Source organism: Streptomyces capillispiralis (genome assembly GCF_007829875.1).
Classification (GTDB): domain Bacteria; phylum Actinomycetota; class Actinomycetes; order Streptomycetales; family Streptomycetaceae; genus Streptomyces; species Streptomyces capillispiralis.
Map to the genome: position 1 here is coordinate 7,556,185 of NZ_VIWV01000001.1, position 15,000 is coordinate 7,571,184.

Annotated in this window: 12 protein-coding genes and 1 pseudogene; 5 read left to right on the forward strand and 8 right to left on the reverse strand. The window is 72.8% G+C overall.

All coding sequences use genetic code 11. From position 1 onward, the window contains the following. The first annotated feature begins 325 nt into the window (after positions 1-325). Positions 326-823 carry a hypothetical protein gene (locus FHX78_RS32980; protein WP_145872273.1) on the forward strand — a complete coding sequence of 166 codons (498 nt, stop codon included), beginning with the start codon at positions 326-328 and terminating at the stop codon, positions 821-823. Positions 824-907: 84 nt separating this feature from the next. Here the strand turns inward: FHX78_RS32980 and FHX78_RS32985 are convergent, their stop codons facing one another. Together FHX78_RS32985 and FHX78_RS32990 are read right to left on the reverse strand one after the other, a co-directional pair. After that, positions 908-2,875, reverse strand: coding sequence for an N-acetylmuramoyl-L-alanine amidase (locus tag FHX78_RS32985; RefSeq protein ID WP_145870996.1), 1,968 nt, complete (start codon positions 2,873-2,875; stop codon positions 908-910). A gap of 271 nt (positions 2,876-3,146) precedes the next feature. Further along, positions 3,147-4,277: an aminoglycoside phosphotransferase family protein gene (locus FHX78_RS32990; protein ID WP_145870997.1), complete on the reverse strand. Its 1,131-nt coding sequence runs from the start codon at positions 4,275-4,277 to the stop codon at positions 3,147-3,149. 234 nt (positions 4,278-4,511) lie between these two features. On the opposite strand from FHX78_RS32990, the gene FHX78_RS32995 reads away from it, so the two are divergent. Further along, the gene (locus tag FHX78_RS32995) at positions 4,512-6,005 is read left to right on the forward strand and encodes a DNA-binding protein NsdB (RefSeq protein ID WP_145870998.1); all 1,494 of its coding nucleotides are present in this window, start codon (positions 4,512-4,514) and stop codon (positions 6,003-6,005) included. Positions 6,006-6,031: 26 nt separating this feature from the next. On the opposite strand, the gene FHX78_RS33000 is transcribed toward FHX78_RS32995, so the two are convergent. Together FHX78_RS33000 and FHX78_RS33005 are read right to left on the reverse strand one after the other, a co-directional pair. Next, positions 6,032-7,456 (reverse strand): PP2C family protein-serine/threonine phosphatase, encoded by a 1,425-nt coding sequence (locus FHX78_RS33000; RefSeq protein ID WP_145870999.1) that lies wholly within the window; start codon positions 7,454-7,456, stop codon positions 6,032-6,034. 299 nt (positions 7,457-7,755) lie between these two features. Then, a complete protein-coding gene (locus FHX78_RS33005) occupies positions 7,756-8,850 on the reverse strand; it encodes a baeRF3 domain-containing protein (protein WP_145871000.1) in 1,095 nt (364 codons plus the stop codon). A gap of 127 nt (positions 8,851-8,977) precedes the next feature. Here FHX78_RS33005 and FHX78_RS33010 point away from each other — a divergent pair, with 127 nt between their 5' ends. Beyond that, the gene (locus tag FHX78_RS33010) at positions 8,978-9,370 is read left to right on the forward strand and encodes a hypothetical protein (RefSeq protein WP_167531918.1); all 393 of its coding nucleotides are present in this window, start codon (positions 8,978-8,980) and stop codon (positions 9,368-9,370) included. 26 nt (positions 9,371-9,396) lie between these two features. Here the strand turns inward: FHX78_RS33010 and FHX78_RS33015 are convergent, their stop codons facing one another. The 3 genes and pseudogenes from FHX78_RS33015 to FHX78_RS33025 form a co-directional block, all read right to left on the reverse strand. Further along, complete coding sequence (locus FHX78_RS33015; RefSeq protein WP_145871001.1) at positions 9,397-11,001, reverse strand: alpha/beta hydrolase; 1,605 nt, start codon at positions 10,999-11,001, stop codon at positions 9,397-9,399. 735 nt (positions 11,002-11,736) lie between these two features. After that, positions 11,737-11,930 (reverse strand): annotated as a pseudogene (locus FHX78_RS38300) (short-chain dehydrogenase); the annotation flags it as partial. 80 nt (positions 11,931-12,010) lie between these two features. Further along, on the reverse strand, positions 12,011-12,937 hold the full coding sequence (locus FHX78_RS33025; protein ID WP_145871002.1) for an alpha/beta hydrolase: 927 nt from the start codon (positions 12,935-12,937) through the stop codon (positions 12,011-12,013). A gap of 130 nt (positions 12,938-13,067) precedes the next feature. Here FHX78_RS33025 and FHX78_RS33030 point away from each other — a divergent pair, with 130 nt between their 5' ends. Both FHX78_RS33030 and FHX78_RS33035 read left to right on the forward strand, forming a co-directional pair. After that, positions 13,068-13,946 carry a helix-turn-helix domain-containing protein gene (locus FHX78_RS33030; protein ID WP_145871003.1) on the forward strand — a complete coding sequence of 293 codons (879 nt, stop codon included), beginning with the start codon at positions 13,068-13,070 and terminating at the stop codon, positions 13,944-13,946. Between the two features lie 123 nt (positions 13,947-14,069). Further along, on the forward strand, positions 14,070-14,282 hold the full coding sequence (locus FHX78_RS33035; protein WP_229924030.1) for a hypothetical protein: 213 nt from the start codon (positions 14,070-14,072) through the stop codon (positions 14,280-14,282). 77 nt (positions 14,283-14,359) lie between these two features. Here the strand turns inward: FHX78_RS33035 and FHX78_RS33040 are convergent, their stop codons facing one another. Continuing rightward, a complete protein-coding gene (locus FHX78_RS33040) occupies positions 14,360-14,995 on the reverse strand; it encodes a TetR/AcrR family transcriptional regulator (protein ID WP_145871004.1) in 636 nt (211 codons plus the stop codon). Positions 14,996-15,000 lie beyond the last annotated feature (5 nt).

Sequence of the window (15,000 nt, forward strand, 5' to 3'; positions counted from 1 at the left end):
ATGCCGGTCCGGGAGGGGGCCGACGGAGCCGGGCCGTGGTGCGGAGACCGGCAGCCGCGTGCGGCGACGACCCGGCCGCCGTGCTCGCACGGGCCGCGACCGGGTTCCTCGCGGGCCGCCGCCCGGCGGCGGCCCGCGCGCCTGCCACGCACCGCGCCGCGTGCGCCACTTCCAGGAGGAACACCCGCGCGAGGAGGACTGCGAGCCGTCCCGCGGCAACCGCGCCCGGGTGGCCCGCCACCGCGAGCGGCACGGGCGCCCCGGGCAGCCGCGGACGCCGCCGCCCGACCGTCCGCCGGAGGGCCCGGGCACGTACCATGGCGGCATGTCGTTCCTCCGCCGCCGCAGCGCCACCCCCGCCGGGCCCGACTTCGACGTACTGGCCATGGACCCGGGCGACTGGCCCGGCAATCTGGGTGCCGGGCTGCTGCCCGCCCCCGACGGAAGCTGCCAGGGCGTCTTCCTGCGTTACGACCTCTTCGGCGGGCGTGGCCCCGCGATGGTCATCGGCAACCTGCCCGAGGGCTCCCCGGCCCGCGACGTCCCCGAGGGAGAGATCCCCTTCGAGGTCGGGCAGCTGCTGCTGGCGCTGGAGAACGACGAGGAGGTGACCGTCGTCGGCACCGAGGACGTGCCGGTGATGCAGGGCGACAACCTGCTGATCGTGCGCCGGGTCAAGCTCTCCGAGGGACGCATCTCCTGCGTGCAGTTCGACCGCAGCGACAACGTCCTGGTGACCATCGCCGCCTGGGACCGCCCCATCACCGACGACCTGTACGCCCTCCTCAAGCCGCTGCCCGCGGAACTGTTCCAGCAGGGCTGACACCCCCGTACGGCACGGGCGCCCGCAGCGCGCGAGAGGGCAGGGTCCCCGTGGGAACCCGGCCCTCTCCGCGTCCCGGCGGTGCTACGACGACGTCACCGTCACGTCCGCCGCCCGCACGAAGCCGACCCGGTGGCCGAACTGGATCTCGTAGTACAGGTCCTCGCCGGTCACCACCCGGTGCGAGGCCTCGTCGAAGGTCACCGCGTAGTAGTACTCACCGGGCACCTTGCCGCCGGTGACGTACTTCTGGCCCTTGGGCAGGGTGTACGGCAGCGGCGTCACCGGCTGCGCCGGGACCCCCGCCGGGTAGGCCTCCTTCTCCGGGTAGGCGCGCCCGTACACCGGAACCGAGTCGACCCCCTCCCGCGGGGTCACGACCAATCCCTTCGAGGGCACCGCGGCCGGCTGCCGCGCCGGGTTCCTGAACCACGCCTTCTGGCCCAGGTACCAGATGGCGGTCCAGTCGCCCCAGCGGTCGGCGACCGCGTACCGCTGGCCGGTGGACACCCGCGAGGACAGGTCGTTCACCCCCGTGGTCGGGGCCCTGCCGAGGCCGATGTCCCTGATCAGGGGCGCGCTCTCGTCGTGGTCGGAGTACAGGCGCACCGCGCTCGACCCGTGCGTCGTGCAGGGCTCGCCGGCGCCCTCGCAGCCGGTGAAGACCGGCCGGTTGGCGGAGTAGTCCGGCCGGATCGTCACGACGCCGGAGTGCTTGCCGGCCGTGGCCTCGAAGGGGCGGCCCAGCAGTTCGAAGTAGTGCGCCCAGTCCCAGTAGGGGCCCGGGTCGGTGTGCATCCCGGGGATGGTCCCCGAGGTCGGGCCGGGCACCGTGTCGTGGCCGAGGACGTGCTGCCGGTCCAGCGGAATGCCGTGCTTCTTGGCGAGGTACTTCACCAGCCGCGCCGACGAGCGGTACATGGCCTCCGTGTACCAGGCGTCGGGCTCGGCCAGGAAACCCTCGTGCTCCAGGCCGATCGACCCGGCGTTGACGTACCAGTTGCCCGCGTGCCAGGCCACGTCCTTCGCCTTCACGTGCTGGGCGATGTGACCGTCCGTGGAGCGCAGGCTGTACTGCCAGGACACGTAGGTGGGGTCCTGGACCATGTCGAGCACGCCCTCCCAGGCGCCCTCCGTGTCGTGGACGACGATGTACCGGATGGGTTGCGAGGCCGGCCGGTCGCCCAGGTCGTGGTTGCCGTAGTCGCCGTCCCCGAACTCCTCGTACGGCGCGGGGATCCATTCGCAGGACACCGTCCTCGGGCACTCCGTCCCCGCGGCGGAGCCGGTGCGCAGCCCGGCGCGGTCCAACGCCGCGACGTCGGGCGCGAGGTCCGGGCGGGGAGCCAGGGCGACCTGCTGCCCGGCGTCCGTGACCCGTGCCCCGCCGGAGCGGATCACCTCGAACACCTCGTCGGCGTACGCGGCGGCCGAGGCCGTGTCGTCGGCGCCGGAGAACAGCGCCACCGCCCCGTACCAGTCCGCCGGGTCGTCGCTCGGCGGCCCGCCCAGCCGCCGCTGCGCCTCGGCCAGCAGCGCGGCGCCGCCCGCCAGGTTCGCCGCCGGGTCCTCGCGCAGGCGCTCGGGGCTCAGCCCGGTCAGCCGGGCCGCCCTCGGCAAGGTGGTCAGCCGCGCCGGGAGTTCGCCGGTGCGCGGCGCCCCCGCCCCGGGACGCAGCGGCGGGCGGGCGTCGTCACCGCGGGGGTCCTCGGTGCCCTCCGCGTGGTGCTCCGACGCGGCGAGCGCGGCCTCGGCGTCCGTCAGGTGCATCGGGCCGTAGCCGCCGGTCACACTCGGGGCGCCGCCGTGCGCGTCCCAGCGGGACTGCAGGTAGGAGACGCCCAGCAGCACGCTGCGCGGCACGTCGTACTCGGCGGCCGCCGCGGTGAACGCATTCTGGAGCCCGGCGGTGTCCGGCAGTCCGGCCTCGGACGGAGCCACGCCCAGCAGCGGAAGCGTCAGCGCGGCCGCGGCCAGGGCGCGGACGGCACCCCGGCGGGCGCGTCGAGACGACCCGGCCGCACGGCCGGGTTCGGTGGCGGGTTCTCGCAATGCAGCCTCCTGGGACGGTCGGGCACGGTGCGCCGTACGGAGCCGAGCGGTCCGTCAGTGGTACCGGTCAGCAGATAATCCGTCAATCATGCCCAGGCAGGCGAGATTTCCCTTGTCAATCGGGGTGTGCGGGTCTTTCGTGGCGACGGCCGCGGGGCCTGCGGCGCGTCAGTGGAGTACACCAATGGTCCCCTCCCGGACGTCCGGACGGGGACCACGACGAAGGTCCGCGGTGCGCCTCCGTCAAGCGCACCGCGGACCTTCGCCGCCGTCAGCGGGTGCCGACCGCCGCGCGCACGGCCCGGCGGGCCAGCTGGCAGTCGTCGTGCAGCCGCCGCAGCAGCAGCCGCTGTTCCTCACCGGACGCGGTGCCGCCCGGGTGGGCCGCCGCCGGGGCCGCGTCCTGCATCGACCGCTGCACGGCCGTCTCGTAGGTGCGGATCTCCCGGGTCAGCACCAGCATCAGGTTCACCAGGAACGCGTCCCGCGAGGCGGGACCGGCCGACTGGGCGATCTGGCTGATCTGCCGCCGGGCCGCCGGCGCCTCCCCGAGGACCGACCACAGGGTCGCCAGGTCGTACCCCGGCAGGTACCAGCCCGCGTGCTCCCAGTCCACCAGCACGGGACCGGCCGGCGAGATCAGGATGTTCGACAGCAGGGCGTCGCCGTGGCAGAACTGGCCCATGCCCTGCCGCCCGGCCGCCTGCGCGATGCCGTGCAGCAGCTTCTGCAGGTCACCCAGGTCCCGGTCGGTGAGCAGCCCCAGCTCGTGGTAGCGGGAGATGCGGGCCGCGTAGTCCAGCGGCGCGTCGAACGTCCCGGCCGGCGGCCGCCAGGAGTTCAACCGGCAGATCGCGCCGAGTGCCGCCCTGATGTCCGCCCGCGGGGGTGCCTCGACCGGGTGCCGCTGGAGGGCCGCCACCCGGCCGGGCAGCCGCTCGATCACCAGCGTGCAGTTGTCCGGGTCCGCTGCGATCAGCCGGGGCGCCCGCACGGGCGGGCGGTGCCGGACGAACGAGCGGTAGGCCGCTATTTCATGGCGGATCCGCTCGCTCCACGCCGGGGAGTGGTCCAGTAAGCACTTGGCGACCGCGGTGTTCCGGCCGGCGGAACCGACCAGGAGGACGGACCGGCCGGTGCGGCGCAGCACCTGCACCGGGGTGAACTCCGGACAGATGCGGTGCACCGACGCGATCGCCGTGCGCAGCTGGGCGCCCTGGGGGCCGGACAGGTCGAGCCTTCCGCTGAGCGGCTGGGTGCCCGGTCCCGCGGTGCGCCGTACGTTGCCCGCGCCGAGCACGGGGGGCGCCGGGCGGGCGGGGGCGAGGTAGGGGCCGTTGTCCGACGGACGCGGACGCAGCGGCCGGGGCGGGGCGGACACGGAGGACGATGCTGCGTACATGGGTGATACAGATCCCTTCGTGTGCCTGCGACGTCAGTGCACCACCCGGCCCGGCCGCCCGGGCGCACCCTGGGGAATGTCCCTGCGGCGACGGGGTCGTGGTGGCGCGTTCCTACTCGACACCCGATGCCCCCTGGCACACCATCTGGCGCACCCTGGCGAACCCTGGCGAATAGTCGCCCGGCAACCGGCACCGGGCTACTGTCAACTCAGCCGAGAACCTGGGGGCTTGACGTGAGCGGACAACCCAACACCCGGCTCGCGGACCTGTTCGGCCTGGCCGGCTGGTCCAAGGGCGAACTCGCGAGGCTGGTCAACCGGCAGGCGGCGGCCATGGGCCACCCCCAGCTGGCGACCGACACCTCCCGGGTGCGGCGGTGGATCGACATGGGAGAGATCCCGCGCGATCCCGTGCCGCGGGTGCTGGCGGCCCTGTTCACCGAGCGTCTCGGCCGTGTCGTGACCATCGAGGATCTCGGTCTGGTCCGGCACGGGCGTACGGGGAAACGGCAGCGCGACGGGAGTACGCACCATCCCGACGGAGTGCCGTGGGCGCCCGAGCGGACAGCCGAGGTCCTCACCGAATTCACGGGAATGGACCTCATGCTCAACCGACGCGGCTTGGTGGGCGCGGGCGCCGCGCTCACCGCGGGATCCGCACTCAGCAGCGCCATGCACGAGTGGCTGCACACCGATCCGGCCCTCACCGCCGACGCTCCCCGACTCGACAACCCCCTGCACGCCGACCCCGCCGGGTTCGACCGCTACGAGGCCGCCCCCATCGGGTCGCAGGAGATCGAGGAACTGGAGCGCTCCGTGGAGGTGTTCCGCGCCTGGGACGCCGCCCGGGGCGGCGGCCTCCAGCGCAAGGCGGTGGTCGGCCAGCTCAACGAGGTGGGCGGCATGCTCTCCTACCACCATCCACCCCATCTCCAGCGGCGCCTGTGGGGCGTCGCCGCCAATCTCGCCGTCCTCGCCGGCTGGATGTCGCACGACGTGGGCATGGAGCCCACGGCGCAGAAGTACTTCGTGATCGCCGCCCACGCGGCCCGGGAGGGCGGCGACCGGCCGCGCGCCGGTGAGGCGCTGTCCCGGGCGGCCCGTCAGATGGTGCACCTCGGCCGGCCGGACGAGGCGCTGGACCTGATGAAGCTCGCCCAGTCCGGCTCGGGCGAGGAGGTCCTGCCGCGCACCCGGGCGATGTTCCACACCATCGAGGCCTGGGCGCAGGCGTCGATGGGCAAGGGGCAGGCGATGCGCCGCACGCTGGGCCGCGCCGAGGACCTGTTCGTCTCGGACAAGTCCGATCTGGAACCGCCGGACTGGATGCAGACCTTCAAGGACGAGGATCTGTACGGGATGACGGCCCTGGCCTACCGCACGCTGGCCGAGTTCGAGCCCGGCGCCGCCGCGCACGCCCAGCACTACGCGGAGAAGGCGCTGTCCCTGCGCGTCGACGGGCGCGAGCGGTCGAAGATCTTCGACCATCTGTCCATGGCGTCCGCCTGCTTCATCGCGGACGATCCCGAACAGGCCGACCGGTACGCGCGCCTGGCGCTGATGTCGATGGGTTCCAACTCCTCGCGCCGCACCTGGGACCGGCTGCGCCAGATGTACCGGCTCACCGCCGAGTACGCCTCCTACCCGAAGATCCAGGAGCTCAGGGAGGAGATCAAACTGGCGCTGCCCAAGCCGAGGGGCAAGGGCGGTTCCGCCGCCCAGGCCTGACGGTCCCGGTCCGCACGAGCCGTCGGTTACGAGGCGACCCGGGCCACGAGCACACAGGCGTCGTCCTGGCGCTCCCCTTCTCCGAACTCCCGTACGACCGCCCGGACGCAGTCCTGTGCGGTGGCGGCCCCGGCGAACCGGGGTGCCAGGCGGAGGAGCCGGTGCACGGCGCTTCTTCCGGCGTGCCCGGGCACCAGCCCGTCGGTGTGCAGCAGCAGCAGGTCACCGGCTTCGAGGGTCTCCTCGGCCTGCCCGTAGGAGGCTCCCGAGGTGGCCCCGAGCAGCACGCCGTCCGGCGCGTCCAGCGCACGCCCCGTCCCGCCGCGGAACAGCAGCGGGGCGGGGTGTCCCGCCTGCGCCCACACCAGTGAGCGGGTCCCGGGCCGGTAGCGCAGACAGACGGCGCTGCCCAGGGCCGGCTGCGGCGCGGTGTCCAGCAGGCGGTTGAGGCAGGCCAGCAGCGGGCCGGGCGCGGTGCCGGTCATCGCCATGCCGCGCACGGCGCCGAGCAGCATCGCCATGCCCGTGGCCGCGCCGACGCCGTGGCCGGTCAGCTCGCCGACGCTGAGCAGCGTCGAACCGTCGGCCAGGTCGAGGGCGTCGTACCAGTCGCCGCCGACCGGCGCGTCGGCCGACGGCGGCAGATGGGCGGCGGCCAGGTCCAGGGTCCGCGATCCGCCGTGCGGGAGCCGCAGGGGGCCGCGCCGTGGTGCCAGCACGGCCTCCTGCAGCTCGACCGCGAGCCGGTGCTCGGTCCGCGCGGCGGCGTGCCGCTGGTGGTGCAGCGAGTCACGGGTCTCGCTCACCGCCCGCCGGCAGCGGCGCAGTTCGCTGACGTCGCGCAGTACGGCCCACATCGAGGCGGTACTGCCGTCGGCGCCGAGCACCGGTTCGCCCATCATGTGCACGGTCCGTACGCCCTCGCCCGGGCGTACGACGCGGAACTCCCCGTCGATGGGCCGGGCGTCGACCAGGCAGCCCGTGACCATCGCGGTCAGCCCCGGCCGGTCCTCGTCGAGCACCAGCGAGGGCAGTTCGTCCAGGGTGAGCGGGGGAGCGGCCGGGTCGCGGCCCAGGATGCGGTACAGCTCCGCGGACCAGCTGACCTCGTCCGTCAGCAGGTTCCACTCGGCGCTGCCGACCCGGCTGACCAGGGAGCCGTGCCGGGGCGCGGGGGGTGCGGCGGTGTCGTGTCCGGTCGGGCCGGGGACGGCGCGCGGGTCGTCGCGCAGTTGCGCCAGGTGCTGGTCCAGGTCGTCGAGCTGGTGCAGCGCCAGGTCGTACAGGGCGCGCCGCCAGCGTTCGCCCGGGTCGGTCGCGTCGGCGGGCGTGTCCCGCCGTACGGCGTCCACCTCGCCCTTGAGCCGCCGGGTCTGCGAGATGAGCGCGTCGACCGGGCCGCGTCCTGGCGGCTGCGCGGCGGGGCGGTCCGCGGAGAGGTGGGGCGGCATGACGCACTCCGATGCGGGGACGATACGGCGGCCTTCGGGCGGAGCGAGGGGCCGGTTACGACTGTCGCACAGCCCGCGACGCCCTGTAAGGGATTTGGCAACACACGATAAGGCGGTGCCTACGGCATATGCCACCGTCTTCGAGCGGTTACCCCGGGATATACGCCAGAGGTCCGATCGCCGCATCAACTCCCATGATACGCAAGTGATATGACGACCCGTCGGCCCAACCGCCGCCGTTCACTCACCCGTTCGACGGCCGGTTCTCCGTTCACCCGGTGACCGGGGGGGTCGCCCCGCTAGTAGCGCAGTACGGCCGCCATCCCGTCCGCGTCCCCGAGGGTGCCGTCCGGAACGAAGCGGACCTCGGCGCCGGTCTCCAGGCACTGCTCGACGATCTCGTCCACGATGTCCTCGCGGGCGTCGAGGTCGCCGTCCTCGGCGATGACGAGGTGGTCGCCGGCGTCACGGACCGCGATCCGGTAGTTCTCCTCGACGGCCAGCAGCCGGACGCGCCCCTCCCGGGCGCTCTGCCACAGCTCGTCCACCCCGGCCGCGAACTCCTTGCGCCCCCGCGCCGATTCCAGGGACCGGGCCACGTCCTCGGTGCTCTTGCGGGCCTCCTCCTCGAGCACCGGCCGCACGGCCTGCCACACCGCCTCGTGGGTGCCGTGCGCCAGCCCGCCGTGCGGGACGTGCACCGCGTCCCTGGCCACACTGCCGGCCTCGCACAGCAGGGACAGGGCGGCGGGCTCACCGGTGACGTACAGCGGCCGCGGGTGGTCGCGCAGGAGCTTGCCCATCGCGATGTCCGCGTCGCGCAGGAACCGGCGGGTGCCCTCGTCCCGGAAGGCGCTCGGCTGGTCGCCGATCCGCTCCTGCCGCTCGGGGTCGAAGTTCGGTGCCTGACGGGTGAGCGGGAAGCCGCCGGCGCGTTCCTCGGTGACCCGGTCCGCGCCTCCGCTCCACAGGGTGACCCGGTCGGCGGAGACGGACAGCACCCAGAAGGGCCGTTCCGCCGTGTGGGCCGACACCAGGTTGCGGGTCAGGAAGGTGTCGGAGAGGACCACCCGCTCGGGCACGGGACGGGCGAGCGACCACACCTGGTGCTCGCCGGGGGCGGCGAAGATGACCAGGCCGTCCTCGGAGTGCGCGAGGTCCACCTCGGCCAGGGCCCGGTCGAGCTGCCGGGCCACGTCGGTGCGCCGGTCCCGGGTGACCGCCGGATCGGCCTCCAGCTTCTTCTTGGCCTCGGCCACCACGTTGCGCAGCCGGACCGCGTCCTGGGTGCTGAGGGGCTCGCGCCGGTGTGTCGGCGTCAGCACGGACACCGCGGGGTAGGGGCGCGGGCGGCGAAGCTCGGCAAGGGTCGTGGGACTCAGATCGTGCTCCATGACAGCACCATAGGGCGAATCACGCGGCAGGGCATTCGGTGCGAATCGCCCGCACGTGCGGGGGCGGGCGGGCCCGGGTGGGGGCCGGGCGGTTCTGGGTGCAGCCTGGTGGGGGAGGTGGCCGCCGATGGCACAGCTGGTCGTGGAAGGACGGGCCGACGCGCGGACGCTGGTGGTCCGGCTGGTGTGGTGGGAGGCGCTGGTGGCGCGCCGCCGGGTGGTGCGCGTCCCCGTGTCCGAGGTGCGGGCGGCCGGCGTGGAACCGGGTTGGCGCGCGATGCGCGGCACGCCGGTCACCGGCCGCTGCCGCCCGGGACGGTTCTGCGTGGGGGAGCGGAGGCATCCCGCGGGCCGGGACTTCGTGGCCGTACGGGCGGGTGTGCCGGCGGTGGTGGTGGAGCTGCGGCACCCGGAGCCGTTCGTCCGCCTCGCCGTCTCGGTGCCCGGCGCCGGGGAGGCCGCGAGGGCGCTGCGGCGGTACGCCGGTGCCGGCCAGGCCGGTACCGCCGGGTCCCGGTAACCGGTAGCCGGTAGCTGGTCAGCCGGTCAGATGCGGTCGTCGCCCTCGGTGCCGCAGGAACTGCCGCTGCGCGGCAGCGAGCCGTAGAGCAGGAAGTCGTCGATCTTGCGGTGGACGCAGTCGGACGACCCGTAGCCGGTGTGGCCCTCGCCCCGGTTGTCCAGCACCACGGCCGACGGGCCGAGCCGCTCGGCCGTCTCCACGGTCCAGCGGTACGGCGTGGCCGGGTCGCCCCGTGTGCCGACCAGCAGCATCCTCGGCGTGTCCAGGTCCTTGACCCGCTCGCGGATGTAGTCGGTCCCCTTGGGGCGGCCGTAGCAGAGCACGACCTGGGCGAGCCGGTACCGGCCGAAGACCGGCGAGGCCTTCTCGTAGGCGGTGCGCAGCCGTTCCAGGTCCCGGGTGAGCCGCCCGGCGGCGGGACGGTCGGGATCGTCCGCGCAGTTCACCGCCATCAGCGCCGCCGGGAGGTTGTCCAGGGGCACGTCCTCCTCCTCGACGAGGGGGTCGTCGGCCCGGTGCGGCGCGGGCAGCGTCATCCCCCCGGTCGCGAGGGCCTCCACACCGCGCGTGTCCCCGTCCTCCATCAGCTGGGCGAGCGCCCGCTGGAGCATCGGCCACAACTCCTTGGTGTAGAGGCCCTGCCCGATGGCGCCGGCCAGGTCCTGACCGGTGAACTCGTAACCGAAGTCGGTCGGTACCGGGTTCTCGTCGAGCGAGTCGACCAGTTCGACGACCTGGTCGCGGGCCTCGCGCGCATCCTGCCCGAACGGGCAGGTGAGTTCGGAGGTGCACCAGGTGAGGAAGTTCTCCAGCGCCGTCTGCTGTCCCCGGGCACTGGCCAGTCCCTGCTCGGCCAGCGGTGCCGTCAGCGTGTCCACGCCGTCCAGCGCCATGCGGCCCACCTTGTCGGGGAACTGGGCGGCGTAGACCGCGCCGAGCCGGGTTCCGTAGGAGAACCCGAGGTAGTTGAGCTTGCTGTCGCCCAGCACATGGCGCATCACGTCGAGGTCGCGCGCGACGTTCACGGTCCCGATGTGGGCGAGTACGGGCCCCGAGTTCTCGGCGCACTCGGCGGCGACCTCGCGCAACTGCCGGAGCGTCTCGCGCGGATCGGACATCTCCTCCCCGTCCGTGGCCTCCAGCGCCTCGTTGGTGGCGTCGGCGCCGCAGCTGACCGGGGAGGAGCGGCCGACGCCACGGGGGTCGAAGGAGACCACGTCGTAGTCGTCGGTCAGGTCCAGGAAGTCCTTGCGGCCGTGGGCGAGTCCGAGCACTCCCGAGCTGCCCGGGCCGCCGAAGTTCACCAGCACCGAACCGCGGGGGTCGTCGGACGCCCGGTAGCGGGCGAGGGCCAGTGCGAGGGCGCCCTTCTCGGGCCGCGCGTAGTCGAGGGGCACGGTGATGCTGCCGCACTGCAGGTCCCTGGGCAGTTCCGAGGCCGTCCCGCACGCCGCCCACTTGATCTTCTGGTCGTAGAACCGGTCGAGGTCCGCGTCCGCGCGGCCGGTGGCCGCCAGCCCCGTGCCGAGCAGGGCCAGCCCGACCGCCCCGGTGGCCGCGCAGCGCCGGACCGAGGGGCGCACCGCGCGGTGCCGGGCCGACGGTCGCACGGACAGCTTGGCCAGCATCGATGCCTCCAGGGACGTCCCACAGCGGACCGGGAACCGGCGCCCTCGCTCACCATAAAGGCGCCCCGCGGCCCCCGCCTGTCGGCCCGGCGGCGGCAGCCGGGGCGCCCCGGCCGCCGTGTGTTCGCGGCTGAGGTCGCGAGGCGCCCGGCGACACGGTCCCCCCCTGGGAGTGACAGCGGCCGCGGCCTACGGAGGAGGCGCGACCGGGACGCAGTCGTCGCGGTCCGTACGCGGCCGGCGCGGGCGGGCGTCCGCGTGTGGGACGGGTGACCCCGCAGCGGTGTGCTCGCCGTCCCCGCGGCGGCGGGCGCGACGGCCGCGGTGACACCGGTGTGGGCGAGTACCGGTGCGCAGGATGCCGGTCTCGGGGAACATCGGTACAGCCGTTGGCGCTGAGAACGATCACGACTCCGTCGGCGTGAGGATGCTGACGCGGTTCTCGTACTCGCGGCGGGCCCTGCGTGCCGGCCCTGTTCTCGTATAGCTACCGCCAGGTGGCGTGTAGCACTGAGTAACTTCCGTAGCCCTCGTTTCCCCGCCTGGGTCGCCTCGTCGAGTGAACGGGTGACGGCGAAGGATGGGGCGCATGCGGCAGGACTGGGAGCCGGAAGACCTGATCGAGGTCTGGACGCTGCTCGCCGCCGGTGCAGGAGGTTTTGGCCGATCCGAAATGGGCGGACAAGCTCACCGACGCGGACCGGCGGGCCCTGTCGCCGCTGTTCTGCATCCACGGTTGGCGAGCTTGGCCTGCCCGTAGGCGGCGACGCGGTTGCAGGAACGGTCGAACTGCAGGTCGTCGAAGTGGATGTCGGCTGGACGCGGTGGCCGAAGTCGCTGACGGTCACCACCCGCGAGCCGCGCACAGGCAGCAGTACCTCCAGCAGGAGGCCGGTGAGCGCGAAGTGTCCGTGGTTGACGCCGAACTGCTTCCCTTTCATGGCGAACGGGAGCGGTTGCGTGGCCGCGAATGTCGCCCGGGCCACACGACCGCTTCCGCCGGGGGGTGTCAGACCGTCGCGTGCGCGGTCTGCGCCGCGAGGTTCTGGGTGAAGAACGGGAGGAGTTCGGTGGTGACCTGAGGTACGTAGCGGTCGTAGAGGTCGACGTGACTGGCTCCTTCGATCCAGTGCAGCCGCTTGGGCTCGTTCGCCTTCTTGACCGCTTCCTCGGACATCCAGGCGGTGGCCGCTTCGTTGCCGGCGACCATCAGAAGCGGACGCGGGGCGAGCAGACCGATGAGGTGGAAGGCGTCGAAGTTCACGATCTTGTCGACGCTGGAGAAGGTGAACTCGTCGGCCTGGCGAGGGTGCCGGCCGCGGTCGGTGCTGTAGTACTCCCAGGCTTCGTAGGAATAGCGGCCGCCGGCGCGTGCCTCTTCCTCAGTTGGGCGCACGGACATCGTCGGGAGCGGCTCGCCGGCCGCCTCGGTGGTGCGTGCCGCGGCCGCCGCGTCGAGCAGCGCCTGGAGGGCGGCGGGGTCCTGGGTGCCGTCGGGGCCGACCCGGAAGTACAGTCCGAGGTCGACGGCGCTGACCGTCGCGACCGCGCGGATGCGGTGGTCGGTGACCGCGGCGGGAATGACGTAGCCGCCGGAGGCACAGATGCCCAGGGCGCCGATCCGGTCGGAGTCGATCTCCGGGCGGTTGGTGAGGTAGGAGACGGCGTTTTTGATGTCCTCGACACGCTGGGCGGGGTCCTCGGTGCCTCGGGGAGTGCCGCCGCTCTCGCCCTGGTAGGCGGCGTCGTAGGTGAGCGCGACGAATCCGGCGTCGGCAAGTCGCTGGGCGTAGGCGCCGGCGGTCTGCTCCTTGACGCCGGCGCCGGGGTGAGCGACGACCACGGCGGCGAGCGGGCTGTCGGCAGCGGTGTCGGGGGTGTACAGGTGGCCGGCGAGGGTGATCCCGGCGCTGGTGAAGGTCACATCGGTTCGCATGACCCCACCGTGCCCGCTGTGACCCGTGTGCGGGAGAGGAAGGTTCCTGCCTGGGGAAAGGCGTGCCGGGGAAGATTCTTTCCCCCCTTGACGGCCCGAGTCCGCGGCACAGTGGACGCATAGTGGTGTCATGACCGATTCGCGTTCATCCCGATCCGAGTTCGGTGCGTTCCTCAAGGCTCGCCGGGCCGAGCTGACGCCCGCGCAGGTGGGTCTCGCCGATGACGGGACCCTGCGGCGTGTCCCGGGGCTGCGCCGCGACGAGGTCGCCCGCCTTGCCACGATGAGCACCGATTACTACACCCGCATCGAGCAGGGGCGCGTGCGGGCCTCCGCGACCGTCCTTGCCTCCCTGGTGCGGGCGCTGCGGCTCGACGAGGCACAGCAGGCTTACCTGTACGAGCTGGCGGGCAAGACCCCCGCCCCGCGCCGCCGCGCTGGGCATCGGGTGCGGCCGTCGGTGCAGTGGATGCTCGACGCCCTCGGCCACTTTCCGGCGATGGTGCTGGGCCGCTACAACGACATTCTCGCCTGGAACACGGCCGCAGCGGCCCTCTACCAGGACTTCGGCAAGCTGACGCCATCCGAGCGCAACTACACCAGACTGCTGTTCCTCGACCCGGCCATGCGCAGCCTCTTCACCGACTGGGAGGACGCGGGCCGGCTCAGCGCGGCACTGCTGCGGATGGAGACGGCCAGCAACTCCGACGACCCGCGCCTGGCCACGCTGGTCGGCGAGCTGTCGGTACGCAGCCCCGAATTCCGCGAGTGGTGGAACGGACGGATCGTCTCCGACACCACCTACGGCCCCAAACGCTTTCGGCACCCCCTCGTCGGCCCCCTCACACTCGACTGCGACACCTGGACCAGGCCGAACGACCCCGACGTCATGTTCATGGTCCTCACCGCCGAACCTGACACCCCTGAAGACCACGCACTGCGGATCCTCAGCTCCTGGCAGACCGCCCCGGCCCCGATTGCACATCCGGCCGACACCCCCCACGACTGACCCGGAGGTCCGACGCGTCCGGACCCGCCACCCCATCGCCTTGGCGCTCAGGCACGCGGGACAGGTGGTCCCCGAAACGACCCTTTCCCGGAGCAAGATCAAGGGAGGTCGGCGGAAGCGGCCGTGCTCCGTCGCCGGGCGATCGGCGAGACCGTCGAGCAGATCCAACCGGACCTGATCATCCCCACCGGCCGCCGCAAGGGATGCGGCCCCAGCCTGTCCAGTATCTATCGGGCGCTCTCCGAGCACGACAAGCGACAGGCGTACCCCGAGGCCGTCCAGGCCGCACACGCCGACTTCGCCGCCCTCCATCAGCGCGACCGCAGCCCCAAGTAGTTACTCGGCGCTACACGCCATCTGGCGGTAGCTATACGAGAACAGGGCCGTGTCGGTGTCGAAGTTCCGGCTTCGGGTCAGGCCGGCGGGTTGGGGGTGTATCTGGCGAGCATGGTCTGGACGGCCTCTTCGACGGCGTTGTGGATGTCGGAGGCTGTGGGTTTCCAGCCGGTCAGCAGCATGCGGGGCCACAGGACGTAGTTGGCGATCATGCCGAGGAACTGGTTCGCGGCGCTCTCGGCGTCGGGCACATCAGCGTTGCCCGCCTCATGCTCGGATTCCAAGTACTGCTGGACGGAGGCGAAGTAGGGCAGTTTGCCGAGCTGGAACTGCATCCGTCCCAGCTCGGGGAACCGAGGCAGTTCGGCGATGACGATCCGGAACAGGCCTGTCATGCGGGGCTGGCCGATCAGGTCGGCGTAGCGGTGGCCGATGGCTGTCAGCCCGGAGCGCAGATCTCCCGCCTGTGGCCGCGCGGCGGTATCACCGGCGTCGCGCTGCCAGGACTCGGTGACGATGGCCTCGAAGAGGGCCGCCTTGGTGGGGAACTGCTTGAACAGTGTGGACTTCGAGACCCCGGCCGCTTCGGCGATCCGTGCGAGCGAGGTGCCGTCGTAGCCGCGGTCCAGGAACAGTTCTGTGGCCGCGGAGGTGATCGCCTCGCGCTTCTGCTGGGCGAGCCTGCGGTGATGCGCGGTGAGTTCTGCTGCCATGCGCA